Here is a 12,335-nt window from a genome sequence, read left to right as displayed (position 1 = left end):
CATGGGTCTGTCCTCTCAATGCCAGTTGACGAAGTAGATCGTGACCAGGAAGCCCACGGTCGGAAGGATATAGATAAGCCACAAGAGCCGCTTTTTCAGCCCCTTGTCGTACTGGACCATCCCCGCCTCGATGAAGGCCCGGCGTTCTTCTGCCGTCTGCCCCTCGCGCGCGGGGTCGGTGTCCCATTCCTTTTCCAGCTTCTCGCGCCGGACCGACCGCGAATAGATCGAGGTCAGGAAGTAGATGATCGTCAGCGCGACGTAGAGAATGAACGCAAGCCGCAGCCAACCCATCTACCGTCTCCCACCCCAGGGGCCCACCACGGGACGCGAGGGCTTCGGCCCCTCCGCCATCTGCGGGCGGTGCAGCTCATCCATGCTTGGCTCCGGGCCAAAGAGGGCCGTCCGCGCGCCCTCACGGTCCACCTGATACTCCCGCGCCAGGAAATCCGCCACATAGGTCTTCTTGCGGTCCGACCAGGTGGCGTACTGCGCGTAGAACAACTCCTTGTGGACGATGAACATCTGCCGCACGTCCATCGGCGACAGTTCGGACAGCAGCATGTTCACCAGGTCCTTCTCCGGCCCCTTGCCCCTTAACGTATAGAAATACGCCGGATGCTCTGACGTGATCTTCGGCCAGGGTCCCCCCGCTTCGACCCATCGCAGCAGCGCCGCGAGGCCCAGGAACTCCTCGGGCAAGGAGGTCCCCAGCTTGTAGGCCACCTTCCGCAGCTCCGTCCGCCGGGCATCCCCGATCTCGATCCCCAGCCGGTCCGCCGCGTCGACCAGGATGAAATCCATCTTCTGCCGCAGGATCGCCGCCGCATCGGTCCCCCGGGCCTGCACGATGGGCTCGACCAGACCGTTTCGCTCCAGCCAGTCGGCGATCTGGTTGCGGTGGGTCAGGTCCATCACCTGCGCGATGGGCACCTCGCCCAGCGACTGCCAGTCCAGCGTGGATATCGCCGCCGGATAGCGCACGCCCTGGAAGATGTAGACCCCGCCGAAATGGCTGGTCCAGAAGTTCGACTGCTGGAAGGTCATCGCCGGAAGCGAGATCGGCACCCGCGTCACGTCGCCCGTCTTCTTGGCGAGGCCGATCATCTCGGCCACCAGCACATCATCGCGCCACCCGTCCGGCTCCTGCCGGAACCGCTCGATCAGCTTCGCCAGCTTCCCCGCATCCGCCACATGCCCGCCGATCGTATCTGCCTCGACCGTCACCTGCCTTATGTCGAACAGCTTCGCCGGCGTGTCGAAGGCGTAGACCGAGTTCTGCAACTCCCCCGCCACCGCATCCCGCGCGGTCAGGGCAAACAGCTGCGCCTCGTTCTTCTCGATGAACTGCGTCAGGATCCCCCGGCTGGTGGAGAACTTGATGTTCAAGAGAGGCGCATCCTTCTGCGCCGTGGTCAGCAAGATGAACTGCCGGTTCGCCCCGTTGGGGTTGAGGTAGAGGTCGTCGTTCAGCTCGTCCCCGATCTCAGGTGAATAGCCGGACAGGTCGATGTGGAAATCGTCGAGCTTCGTGGTCTTGCCGGTCAAATGCTTGAGCGCCCGGTTGTAGCGTTCGACAAGGGCAGGCGAGGAGACCTCGATCAGGTTCCCGAACATGAGGCCGCGTTGGATGAGGCGTTTCATTCGTTGGCTCGCACAAAAATAGGCAGTCGGAAGCCTGGATGCCGCCCAACTAAGTCGCTGTCCACCCAAACAGGCTTGTGCTGTGCCATCCTTGTCGGAACAAGGGGTTCAACAACCTCTTTAAACAGGGCCAAATGTATGCGGTCCGCAAGGTCAGCGAGCTCTAGTGTCCAATCTATCCAAGCGTCCAGAGCCTTTTCAAATGTAATTTCGGTCTCACTACCATTCAATAGGCGTTCTTCTTCGCTCTTCTTCCAAGCGCGGTGTAGTGCGGAAGCAAATACAATCTCGTCTCCAATCGGAAAATAGCAGTTCCCATTAGCTATAGTCAAATAGTAGCTGCACTCAACAATACCTTGAGCATTCTCCGCGCTTAACCTCGCTTCTTCGAAATCCAAGTGATTAGCCATCTTGTTCCTGATTAAGCGTGCAAGCCGGAATCCAACGCCCTCCCGAAAACGCTCCACTTCCTCAGCGTATTTCCCAATAGTCCGGGAGACAGAGGTCTCTATTAACTGCTTATCCAGTTGCTTTTCTACAAAACGCAGAAACTCAAAGAGCTTTGCGGTTATAGTTCTTAGTATAAGATTTCGTTGGATATTTATCGCTGGCGCTAAATCGGACCGCGGATCGTGCGGAAACATCGCGAAAAGAGATATTCTCTTTAGGCAATTGATCTCGCTGACAAGGAATCCAAGGATGGATAGCCCAGCTTTTTCGTCAGGCGTTAAAGATGATAGCTCACTCCACTTGAGGCGAAACACATGTAGATGCTCAATCGGCGTATTCATCACCCCTTCCCCCCGTCCTCATCCACCATCCGCATCCCCAACCGCCGGTTCAACTCCTGCGCCTTCACCAGCCAGACGAAGCCCAAGACCGGCCCCCACAGCAGCGCAAACAGCGCCGACCGGCCCAGGAAGAACCCCACCCGCTCCAGCGGCGCCGCGAGGACCCCCGCCCAGACCCCCTCGTTGATCGCCGCATAAAGCCCGGCGGCCAGCACGGCCCCCACGACCAGCGCCACCAAGGCCGTCACCCCCACCGCCCGCGCAAGCGCCCCGTGAGACAGGTTCCCCCGCCCCACCAGCCAGCCCGGAAGCCAGAAAACCAGCGCGCACAACCCCGCCAGCGGCAGGATGGAGTTCCACAGGGTCAGGGTCAGCGCCTCGTTCACTTCCCCTCCAGATACCGCCGCTTCGCCTCTTCCGTCCGGCCGAAGTCGCGCACCATCGCTTCGATGGCCACCTCGTCCGACTTGTCGGCATAGCGGAACTCGGAGTCGGCGTAGCGGTTGATCTCCTGGATCACCATGTCCACCGTGATCGGCGTCATCAGCCCTTTGATCATCGCCAGCTTCTCGTCATAGGGCTTGAAGAGGAACAGGTCTGGCTCCGCCATCCACTCATCCGGCAGCTCGAAGTCCATCGCCCGGACCTTCACCGCATCGGTGATGTTCTTGATCGCGCGGCCCGTGAACCGCTCATCCGCCTGCTGGATCGCCTTGAGGTAAGCCCCGATCTTCGCCAGCGTATCGAGCTTCCCGATCTCCCCCGACACCCGGTCCCAGACCTTCAGAAGCCCCTCCTCATGCGGCTTCGAATGCCCCTCGAAGCTGGCGGCAACGGCCTTCTTGATCTCCTGCGCCGCGAAAAGATCATGCTCGCCCACGGGGATGGAGTGGTTCTTCCCCAAGAGAAGCGAGAGGATATCGATGTAATCCTCCTTCGACTGCGGCCCGTCGACCAGGAACCGCGCCCCGGCCCGCTGGCGGAGCGCATCATCCACATTCTCCGGGTAGTTCGAGAACATCCCGAAGGTGCAGTTCCCCCGCACCACCGTCCCCGCCCCCGCGAAGGCCTGCATGAAGACCGCCGTTACCTCCTGCTGGCCGGCCGAGGACTGCCGGTCCCCGCGCTTCCCCGCCACCTGGTCGATGTCGTCGATGGTGCCGAAGCCGATCACCGAAGGGTCCAGCACCGCATCGATGAAGGCCTTGGCGTTCTGGCCGGACTTGCCCTGATAGCTGTCGATCTGGTCGATGGAGAAGTTCTGATACCGGAACGGATACCCCGCCACCTTGCAGTAATCGTTGAGCAATCCCGCCATCATCTGGATCAGCGTGGTCTTCCCCGTCCCCGGCTTCCCGTCGCCCATGAAGGTGAAGATGAACCCGCCCAGTTCCGCAAACGGGTTCAGCCGCCGCTCGAAGTCATAGGCCATCAGCATCTTCGCCAGCCGCAGCGACTGGTACTTGGCGATGTGGTTCCCCACCACCTCATGCGGCTTCTTGAAGGCCATGGCGATCATGCCGCCCTTCGCGGCCTTGGCCGGCTTGAACCCCGAGATGGTCAGCCCATCCGCCTCCACCTTCCAGGACCCGGCGGTAAAGACAGACGTCCGGGCCCCATTCTCCGCCCGGATCTGCACCTTCTTCATCAAGGCCTCGGCAAAGGCCGACACCACCGCCACCAGCTTCACGTCATCCGTCGCCAGCGCGCCGATGTCCTGGTCCAGCTCCCACAAGGCCCCCTGCAAGGCCAGCGGAGCGTTGTCGGTCAAGACCTCCTCGACCTCGCCCAGCTCCACCGTCCCCGGCCCCACATGCGGCGCGATCAGGTAGGCGAGCGCGTTTGCAAAGGTGAACAGAACCACCAGCGCCTCGCCCTGCAACAGCTCCCCGAACTCCGCCCGCCGCGCATCCTGCACCCGCCCCTCCAGGTTCGCCTTCTTCAACTCGGCAAGCCCCGACTGAGCCGCAAACGTCTCCCCCATCGCCAGCGCAATCGCCAGCGACCGCCGCAGCGCATTCAGCACCGCCGCCTGCACCGGAGAGACTAGCCCGTCGCCAAGACCCTCCACCCGTTCGCTAAGCCGCACCCCTCCAGGCCGAGCCGTCGAGCGCGTCGCCATCCCCGGCACTGTCGACCGGAACGTGGGCCGCACCCCAACACCCGGCGACCGCTCCGCCTGCACCGCCACCACCAAAGGCTTCGCCAACCGCGGCGCGTGATCGAAGCCGAAGACCATCCCCAAGGCCGCCTCGTACTGCGCCCGGATCGTCTCTTCCTTCAGCTCCATCGTGTCGCGCGTGCTCATGCGATAAGCCCTTTCATCTTTGCCCAAATATCCCGGGGTCCGGGGCAGCGCCCCGGGGGTGGCCCAGGTCACAACGTCGGAATCAACCGCCCCCCGGCCCCCACGACGAACTTCCGCAACCCCTGCAGCCCCCGCGGGTTCTGCTCCACCAGCACCTGATAGGGCTTCTCGGGCAGGATGATCATCCGGTCCTGCCGCGTGGCCCCCAGCTCTGCCCCCGCCACAGGGTCCAGCCGGTAGACCTGCCGCACGGCGGTGGAGAACCACCCGTCCTTCACCTCTTCCTCACGGTCCGAGATCAGGTCCTCCACCGTCCAGACCAGCGCCCAGTCCTCGCCCTCCGGTGCCTTCGCGCCCTCAAGCACCTTCGAAATCGGCCCCGACTGCAGCGTGAAGCTCGCCGAATACATCGGCCCCAGGATGATCCGGCGCAGCCGCTTCGGGTGCAGCCCCTCGAAGTCCTTGTCGAACCCGGTGGCGATCGTCACCAGCTTCAACCCACCCACAGATTGCGCCATCAGCGCCTGCTGCACCTCGGGCCAGCGGTAGGCGTCGTTGGGCAGGGGCTTCTTGCCGCTGTCCTCCACGTCCATCAGGTAGACCACCGGCAGGTTGACCTGAGTGTCCCAGACCGCCCAATGCACCAGGAAGTGCCGCCGCTCACCCAGATCCTGGATCCACTGCGCATCCGGGTCATTCCGCGCCCAGAAGATGCCACCCGCCAGCAGCGCCTCGTAGTAATACCGCTGCGACAACGCGAACTGCAGCGCCGTGGGGATCGTCAGGTCGCCCACGATCTGCCGGACCATCCGGTCCTTCAGCTCCGCTTCCGAGGGCATCCCGGCCAGATGCTTCTCGGCCTGCTGGGCATCGACGGCCATCGTCATCAGCTCCTGAGCAACCGGAAACCCGCTCTCGTGCCGGTCGATGGTGAGCCGTGGGGCCGCCTCGCCCCGCCCGGTCATCAGGTACTTGTTCGACAGCGCCCGGAACGTCCCCGCCACCGCCGTCAGGTACCGCCCCAAGACCCGCGCCTCGGTCCGCGTCAGCTTCCCCTCCGCCTCCACCTCCGCCGCCACCCGGCCCAGATGCCCGGTGATCCGGACGAACTTGGCAAAGTAGCGACGGGCAACGAGCGTGTCGTAAAGCTCGTGGTGGTCCGAGGTGAGGACGTCCTTTACGTCGGCCACTTATTCCCCATACGCGTTCTTGTCGTGCTTCTCGACAATCGCCGCGAAGCGGCGGGCGAAGCGTTCATCGGCCTTCGCCTTCTGCTCCAGGATCTGGCGGGCGAAGACCATGTGCCCCTCATGCGCTTCCAGCATGTCGGCCATCTTGTCGTTCGTCGCCGCGCCAATAGCCGCCATCGCGGTCTGGGCTTCCTGGTCGGTCTTCACCCCGATCTCGTTGATCCGGTGCGCCACGTCCTGCTGCTGGGCGGTCTTCAAGGACGAGGTCAGCGCGTCATACAGCACGACCCGCTGCTTGGTGTCCGTCTGAAGCTTGTTGATCAGTACCAGCTGCGTCGCCGCCTGGTTCTGCAAGCTGTCGACCCAGGTCTTGCCCTTCTCGATGTACCGCTCAAGCGTCTGGCTTTTCGCCAGCTTCACCTGCTCGTCCTGGACCAAGGCATTGTATTGGGCGTTCAGGGTCGCCAGCTCCGTCTCCAGCTTGGTCCGCGCGGCCGCGTCCTGTTCGACCGCGATCTTGTTCTCCAGCTCGATGATCTTCGGGTCGAGGCTCGCCACTTCCTTCCGCACCGCTTCCAGCGCGGCCACGGTTTCCTCGCGTTCAGTCAGGGTCGAGGCGAGGTTCCCTTCCACCCGGGTCTTCTGGGTGTTCAGAAGGTCAAGCTGGCCCTGCAACAGCTTCACGATGACGTCGGACTTGGAAATCAGGTCCTGCAGCTTGTCGTCGATGGTCGCCGCGCGCATCCGTTCCTGACGCATCGACTCCGCCTTGGCAGATGAGAAGATGCCGATGAAGGTCTCCATCCCCGTCTTCGACCGCATCTCGGCGAATTCGGCCGAGAAGCCCGCGGTGACATCGTCCAGCCCCATGATCAGCTCGGCGATGTTCGCGTTCATCAGGTCGGTGTGCTTCGACACATCCTCAAGCGTCGCATTCTCGACATCGAGCTGCATGCCCTGGTCAAGGTTGGACCGCGCCGCCTCGATCCGGCTGGTGATCGCACTGATCTTCGCCTGCGCCTCGGCGACCTGAGCCTGGCTTTCCTTGATCTGCGTTTCGAAATCGGCCATCCGACCCTCCGTTGAACATCGTTTGCATCACCTAAGTGATGTAACAGCGAATTACATCATCCTGCCCCCGAATAATCGGACGCGCGCCGGGGGAAGTCTTGCAGCAACTTCCCCCATCCGCCAAGTGCGGAATGGCTGCGCTTGTTCCACCGGCATTATGCCTCCGGCGGGGATATTTGGGCAAAGATGAAAGGCCTAGACCGGGATGTTGTCGATCAGCCGGACGCCATCCAGCCAGGCGGCGGCGAGCATCCGGCGCGGGCGGCGGGGGTCGTCCGAGGGCATCAGCGTCTCGGCATCGCGAAGCTCGATGTATTCCACCCGCTCAAAGCCCGCGTTCCGCATCGTCTCGGCCGCCTCACGGATGGCCATGCGGTCGGCGTGACCGGCGCGGATGTCGTCGGCGGCCCGGGTGATCGCGGCGTAAAGGACCGGGGCCTTCTTCCGACCCTCGGGCGTCAGGCGAACGTTGCGCGAGGACATGGCCAGCCCGTCGCCCTCGCGGATCGTCTCGCAACCGACGACCTGCACGGGGATGTTCAGGTCCCGCACCAGGCGGAGGACGACCTGCAGCTGCTGCCAGTCCTTCTGGCCGAAATAGCCCCGGTCGGCGAGCGTCATGCCGAAAAGCTTGGTCACCACCGTCGCCACGCCGTCGAAATGCCCGGGGCGCATGTAGCCCTCCAGCGGCTGGGCGACGCCCTGCATGCTGACCGTGGTGATGAAGCCTTCGGGGTAGACCTCCTCGACCGGGGGGGCAAAGATCGCATCCACCGGGACTGTCGCGAGAAGCGCCGCGTCGGCCTCTTCGCTGCGGGGGTATTTCTTCAGGTCCTCGGGGTTGTTGAACTGCTTGGGGTTCACGAAGATCGTGGTGATCACCCGCTGGCATTCCTGTCGTGCGCGCCGGGCAAGCGACAGGTGCCCGTCATGCAGCGCGCCCATCGTCGGGACCACGCCCACGGTGTCGCCCTTGGCTTTCCAGCCCCGCGCCAGAGCGCGCAGCTCGGCCACCGTCCGGACTATGGGGATCATTTCTTCACCGGGAGGTCGTCGGGGAAGGAATGTTCCGCGGCAGGGAAGCTGCGTGCGCGGACCTCGGCGGCATAGGCGCCGATGGCCTCGTCGGCGGCCTTGCCCAGCTCGGCATAGCGTTTGACGAACTTGGGCCGGAAATCGGTGAAGAGGCCCAGCATGTCATCGACGACCAGGACCTGGCCGTCACAGTCGACGCCAGCCCCGATGCCGATGGTCGGGATCGACAGGGCCTTTGTGATCCGCCCGGCAAGGCCTGCGGGCACCTTTTCCAGCACGATGGAGAATGCCCCTGCCGCCTCGGTTGCCTTGGCGTCGGCCATGACCTTCTCGGCTTCCTCGGCCCGGCCCACGACCTTGTAGCCGCCCAAGGTGTTCACCGATTGCGGGGTCAACCCGACATGCGCCATCACGGGGACGCCGCGCTGGGTCAGGAAAGCGATCGTCTCGGCCATATGCTGCCCGCCTTCCAGCTTGACCGCCGGAGCGCCGGTTTCGGCCATCAGGCGGCTGGCATTGCGGAAGGCCTGCTGTGGCCCTTCTTCGTAGGATCCGAAGGGCATGTCGATTACCGGCATCGCCTTCTGTGCGCCCCGGACCACGGCGCGGCCGTGCAGGATCATCATCTCCATCGTCACGCCCAGGGTCGAAGGCAGGCCGTGGATCACCATCCCCACGCTGTCACCCACAAGCACGATGTCGCAATGCGCGTCGACAAGCCGGGCGACGGGGGTGGAATAGGCGGTCAGCACCACCAGTGGCGCTGCGCCCTTGCGGGCGCGGATGTCGGGGGGCAGCACGGGCCGGACCGGGGACGTGGCGCTCATGGATGCCTCCGCGCAATTCACATTCTGCCCGCCATATGGGCACAAGCGGAAGCCCGCCGCAACAAATTTGCGCCGCAGCGCAGCACCGCTTAGCGCAGCGTCACGGGCTTGACCCGCAAGCTTCGGGCCGACTGAATGCGACGGTCAAAGGAGAAGCCCATGCCCCTGATCCAGCGCGTCAGCCGAGACGGCATCACCCCGGAAACCGGCGGCCCCGCCCCCGACCGCCTGATCTCGGGCAATCCCGTCCACACCACCTGGAACCTGGAAGAGCGTGACGGTCTTTACTGCGGCCTCTGGCAGTCGACCCCCGGCAAGTGGCGGGTCAGCTACTCCGAATGGGAATACTTCCGGATCCTGTCGGGCTATTCGCTGCTGACGGGGGCAGATGGCAGCGTCACCCAATTGCACGCCGGGGACAGCCTGATCATCCGCCCCGGCTTCGAAGGGACATGGGAGGTCGTGCAGACCACCCTGAAGGATTACGTCATCCGGCTGTAGAGCTGTCCGCCGTGCCGACGGACACCACCGGGGCGGTTTCCGCCGGGATGCATTCGGCGTCCGGGATGCCCCGGCGGGCGCAGGCGGCGAGGCGCTTCCTTTCGGCCTTCTCGGCAGCGGCCTTGTCGCGGGCGGCCTGACGCTCCAGCGCCTTCAGCTCTTTCTCCTTGCGGGCGATGTTCTCGGGGGTCGCCGGCACCATCCGTCCGTAGGCGTTCAGCATCTGCGGCCCTTCCAGCGCCAGGCTCTCCGCCTCGGTGCGGACCTTGACGCGGGTGCCGTTCGGCACGCGGTTGTAAAGGTCGATGGCGTCCTGGTTGAAGAGGCGGATGCAGCCCGCGCTGGTCGCATGTCCGACCGAAGCCGCGTCCGAGGTGCCGTGGATGCGGAACATCGTGTCCCGCCCGCCGCGATAGAGATAGAGCGCCCGCGCGCCGAGGGGGTTCTGCAGCCCGCCCGGCAGCCCGCCGGCATAGGCGGCGTAAAGGTCAGGGCGGGTGCGGATCATGTTCGCCGTGGGCGTCCACGACGGCCATTCCGCCTTTCGCCCGACGACACCGGTGCCGCGGAACGACATGCCCTCGCGCCCCACGGCGATCGGGTACTGCGTGGCCATTCCGCCTTCGCCCACCAGATAGAGCTTCCGCGCGAATGTATCGACCACCACGGTCCCCGGAGCCTCGGGCCCCGTATAGGCCACCTCGGTCCGGCTGTTGCCGTCGGCGAGGAACTTTGCCGGCACCGGCTCGATGAAGAATTCACCGTCCTGGATGCCTTCATAGCCCGGAACCGCGTCCGGCTGCTTCTGGGACGTTCCGCTTGCACAGGCGGCAAGCAAAGGCAGGGCGAGGATCGCGAAGATCCGGGCAAGGGATTGGGTCACGGGTGCAGACTCATCTAAGGGCAGCTTTGGTCACCATGCGCCCCGTCCGGTATCCGTCAAGCAAAAAGCGCAAGCTTTTCCGAATCTTCACGGGCAAGGCTGGAACGGAAACGACCATCGGCCATTTCCGTTCCCTGTCCTTTTCGAACGCCTGGGCCCTAGCCGACGACGTTGAATGCCGGGCCGTAGGGGTAATGCGTGATGTCCTCGGGCTCGTCCTCGGTCACGACGAAGATGTCGTGCTCGCGGTAGCCGCCCGCGCCCGGCATGCCTTCCGGGATCGTCAGCATCGGTTCCATCGATATGACCATCCCCGGCTCCAGCACCGTGTCGATGTCCTCGCGCAGCTCCAGCGCCGCCTCGCGGCCGTAGTAGTGCGACAGCACCCCGAACGAGTGGCCATAACCGAAGGTCCGGTACTGCAGCATCTGCCGCTCGGCCAGGAACTCGTTGATCTTCATGGTGATCTCGGCGCAAGAGGCACCGGGCTTCAGAAGCTTCATCCCGAATTCATGGCTGTCGATGTTTGTCTGCCAGACCTTCATCGAGGCATCATCCACCTCGCCCACGAAGAGCGTCCGCTCCAGCGCGGTGTAGTAGCCCGAGATCATCGGGAAGCAGTTGAGGCTCAGGATATCCCCATGCTTCAGCTTCCGGTTCGTGACCGGGTTGTGCGCGCCGTCGGTGTTGATGCCGGACTGGAACCAGACCCAGGTGTCGCGGTATTCGGCATCGGGGAAGCGCTTGGCGATCTCGCGCTCCATCGCATCGCGTCCGGCGATGGAGACCTCAAGCTCCGTCGCGCCGACCTTGATCGCCTCGCGGATGGCATAGCCGCCCACGTCGGCCACGTTGGCCCCGTGCTTGATCAGGGCGATCTCGGCCTCGGACTTCCGCATCCGCTGGTGCATCGTCGCAGGCGCAATATCCATGCCGCGCTTCGGCTTCAGGAAGGTGTTGAACTTCTCGGCCCGCTCCATCGTCAGATGGTCCGCCTCGCAGCCCACCGCCTTGCCGGTGCCGATGACCGACACGACCGCCCGCCAGAAGTTGTCGCGCGTCCAGTCGGTGTAGGTGATGTTGTCCTCGATCGACCGCCGCCAGGGCTGGCCCGCGTCGATCCCGGCGCTGATCGTCACGCACTGGGTCTTGGTGACGACGCAGGCATAAGGCCGGCCGAACGAGCAATACAGGAAGCCCGAATAATAGGCCACGTTGTGCATCGAGGTCAGGACGACCGCGTCCAGCTCGTGCATCTCCATGATCTCGCGCAGGCCTTCCAAGCGATCATGGTATTCCTGATCGGCAAAGGGCAGCGTGTCCTTCTTCCCGCCATTGTGGAAGCGGTACATCTCGGGGCGGTTCAACGACATTTCCAGACCTCATGTGCAGGGGTTCTGGGATAAGCCGCAGGACCCCGAAAGGTCCCGGCGTACAGGACGGAAGCAGCATTTGCTGCAAGCGTCGGGGCGCAAGACCCCTGCGGCGACGCCATCGCCACGGCTCATCCCTTCCATGCGCCTTCGCAACAATTCGCGCAAGAGCGTTTCCGACCCTTGCGAGGCGCAAATGCGACCCCATGTATCGACCTGACACATCGAATGGAGAGGCCGATGCGCTGCCCCGTTGACAACGAGACCCTGGTGATGGCCGACCGTGGCGGGGTCGAGATCGACTACTGCCCCAAGTGCCGCGGCGTCTGGCTGGACCGGGGCGAGCTTGACAAGATCATCGAGCGTTCGCTGGGCGGCCCCGCCGCTGCCCCCGCGCCGACGCCGCAGCAGGCGATCCAGAGCCAGCCGCACCAGCACGCCGCCCCGCACCATGCCGCACCCGTCTACCAGCCCGAGCCGCGCTACCGCGACGACGACCGTCGCCGGCACAAGGACTATGACGACGACGATTACAAGTACGGCTACAAGAAGAAGCGCAAGGAAAGCTTCCTGAGCGACCTGTTCGACTTCTGACCCAACGTCCCTCGCGTCAAGACGCCGAAGGCAGGACGCAGGAGCCGCTCCCCGGAGTTTTCAAAAACTCCGGACCGGAGCCTTCAAAGGCTCCGATGCGATTTCTTCGAAGAAATCG

Annotated in this window: 12 protein-coding genes and 1 pseudogene; 2 read left to right on the top strand and 11 right to left on the bottom strand. The window is 64.0% G+C overall.

Annotation, left to right across the window (positions count from 1 at the left end; genetic code table 11):
* Window positions 1–15: 15 nt before the first annotated feature.
* From ACE3Q6_RS21530 to panB, 9 genes are all read right to left on the bottom strand, one after another.
* Window positions 16–294 carry a hypothetical protein gene (locus ACE3Q6_RS21530; RefSeq protein WP_374436995.1) on the bottom strand — a complete coding sequence of 93 codons (279 nt, stop codon included), beginning with the start codon at window positions 292–294 and terminating at the stop codon, window positions 16–18.
* The gene (locus ACE3Q6_RS21525) at window positions 295–1,644 is read right to left on the bottom strand and encodes a DUF6638 family protein (RefSeq protein ID WP_374436993.1); all 1,350 of its coding nucleotides are present in this window, start codon (window positions 1,642–1,644) and stop codon (window positions 295–297) included.
* Window positions 1,641–2,435, bottom strand: coding sequence for a hypothetical protein (locus ACE3Q6_RS21520; protein WP_374436991.1), 795 nt, complete (start codon window positions 2,433–2,435; stop codon window positions 1,641–1,643). Before ACE3Q6_RS21520 ends, ACE3Q6_RS21525 begins: the two co-directional genes overlap by 4 nt.
* Complete coding sequence (locus tag ACE3Q6_RS21515) at window positions 2,435–2,821, bottom strand: hypothetical protein (protein ID WP_374436989.1); 387 nt, start codon at window positions 2,819–2,821, stop codon at window positions 2,435–2,437. Before ACE3Q6_RS21515 ends, ACE3Q6_RS21520 begins: the two co-directional genes overlap by 1 nt.
* Window positions 2,818–4,743, bottom strand: coding sequence for an ATP-binding protein (locus tag ACE3Q6_RS21510; protein ID WP_374436986.1), 1,926 nt, complete (start codon window positions 4,741–4,743; stop codon window positions 2,818–2,820). The genes ACE3Q6_RS21515 and ACE3Q6_RS21510 overlap by 4 nt, the downstream gene beginning before the upstream one ends.
* Window positions 4,744–4,811: 68 nt before the next feature.
* Window positions 4,812–5,933 (bottom strand): hypothetical protein, encoded by a 1,122-nt coding sequence (locus tag ACE3Q6_RS21505; RefSeq protein ID WP_374436984.1) that lies wholly within the window; start codon window positions 5,931–5,933, stop codon window positions 4,812–4,814.
* Entirely contained in the window at window positions 5,934–7,004 is a 1,071-nt protein-coding gene (locus tag ACE3Q6_RS21500; RefSeq protein ID WP_374436983.1) for a hypothetical protein, read from the bottom strand.
* A 195-nt stretch (window positions 7,005–7,199) separates the two neighbouring features.
* Window positions 7,200–8,039 (bottom strand): pantoate--beta-alanine ligase, encoded by an 840-nt coding sequence (gene panC, locus ACE3Q6_RS21495; RefSeq protein WP_374436981.1) that lies wholly within the window; start codon window positions 8,037–8,039, stop codon window positions 7,200–7,202.
* Complete coding sequence (gene panB, locus ACE3Q6_RS21490) at window positions 8,036–8,866, bottom strand: 3-methyl-2-oxobutanoate hydroxymethyltransferase (RefSeq protein WP_374436979.1); 831 nt, start codon at window positions 8,864–8,866, stop codon at window positions 8,036–8,038. Before panB ends, panC begins: the two co-directional genes overlap by 4 nt.
* Window positions 8,867–9,025: 159 nt before the next feature.
* Here panB and ACE3Q6_RS21485 point away from each other — a divergent pair, with 159 nt between their 5' ends.
* Window positions 9,026–9,367 carry a cupin domain-containing protein gene (locus tag ACE3Q6_RS21485; protein ID WP_374436977.1) on the top strand — a complete coding sequence of 114 codons (342 nt, stop codon included), beginning with the start codon at window positions 9,026–9,028 and terminating at the stop codon, window positions 9,365–9,367.
* Between the two features lie 154 nt (window positions 9,368–9,521).
* Here the strand turns inward: ACE3Q6_RS21485 and ACE3Q6_RS21480 are convergent.
* Window positions 9,522–10,250 (bottom strand): annotated as a pseudogene (locus ACE3Q6_RS21480) (L,D-transpeptidase); the annotation flags it as partial.
* A 158-nt stretch (window positions 10,251–10,408) separates the two neighbouring features.
* On the bottom strand, window positions 10,409–11,617 hold the full coding sequence (locus tag ACE3Q6_RS21475; RefSeq protein ID WP_374437008.1) for an aminopeptidase P family protein: 1,209 nt from the start codon (window positions 11,615–11,617) through the stop codon (window positions 10,409–10,411).
* Between the two features lie 246 nt (window positions 11,618–11,863).
* On the opposite strand from ACE3Q6_RS21475, the gene ACE3Q6_RS21470 reads away from it, so the two are divergent.
* Entirely contained in the window at window positions 11,864–12,217 is a 354-nt protein-coding gene (locus ACE3Q6_RS21470; RefSeq protein ID WP_374436974.1) for a zf-TFIIB domain-containing protein, read from the top strand.
* Window positions 12,218–12,335 lie beyond the last annotated feature (118 nt).

The sequence above is a fragment of the Tabrizicola sp. genome, assembly GCF_041913445.1.
Lineage (GTDB): Bacteria > Pseudomonadota > Alphaproteobacteria > Rhodobacterales > Rhodobacteraceae > Tabrizicola.
Note: the sequence above shows the minus strand (reverse complement) of the source record. Positions and strands in the feature narration are given on the sequence as shown.

Excerpts from the sequence above, each read along its gene's own strand:
- ACE3Q6_RS21530 (WP_374436995.1), bottom strand. The coding sequence starts at position 294 with ATGGGTTGGCTGCGGCTTGCGTTCATTCTCTACGTCGCGCTGACGATC.
- ACE3Q6_RS21525 (WP_374436993.1), bottom strand. The coding sequence starts at position 1,644 with ATGAAACGCCTCATCCAACGCGGCCTCATGTTCGGGAACCTGATCGAG.
- ACE3Q6_RS21520 (WP_374436991.1), bottom strand. The coding sequence starts at position 2,435 with ATGAATACGCCGATTGAGCATCTACATGTGTTTCGCCTCAAGTGGAGT.
- ACE3Q6_RS21510 (WP_374436986.1), bottom strand. The coding sequence starts at position 4,743 with ATGAGCACGCGCGACACGATGGAGCTGAAGGAAGAGACGATCCGGGCG.
- ACE3Q6_RS21500 (WP_374436983.1), bottom strand. The coding sequence starts at position 7,004 with ATGGCCGATTTCGAAACGCAGATCAAGGAAAGCCAGGCTCAGGTCGCC.
- panC (WP_374436981.1), bottom strand. The coding sequence starts at position 8,039 with ATGATCCCCATAGTCCGGACGGTGGCCGAGCTGCGCGCTCTGGCGCGG.
- panB (WP_374436979.1), bottom strand. The coding sequence starts at position 8,866 with ATGAGCGCCACGTCCCCGGTCCGGCCCGTGCTGCCCCCCGACATCCGC.
- ACE3Q6_RS21485 (WP_374436977.1), top strand. The coding sequence starts at position 9,026 with ATGCCCCTGATCCAGCGCGTCAGCCGAGACGGCATCACCCCGGAAACC.
- ACE3Q6_RS21470 (WP_374436974.1), top strand. The coding sequence starts at position 11,864 with ATGCGCTGCCCCGTTGACAACGAGACCCTGGTGATGGCCGACCGTGGC.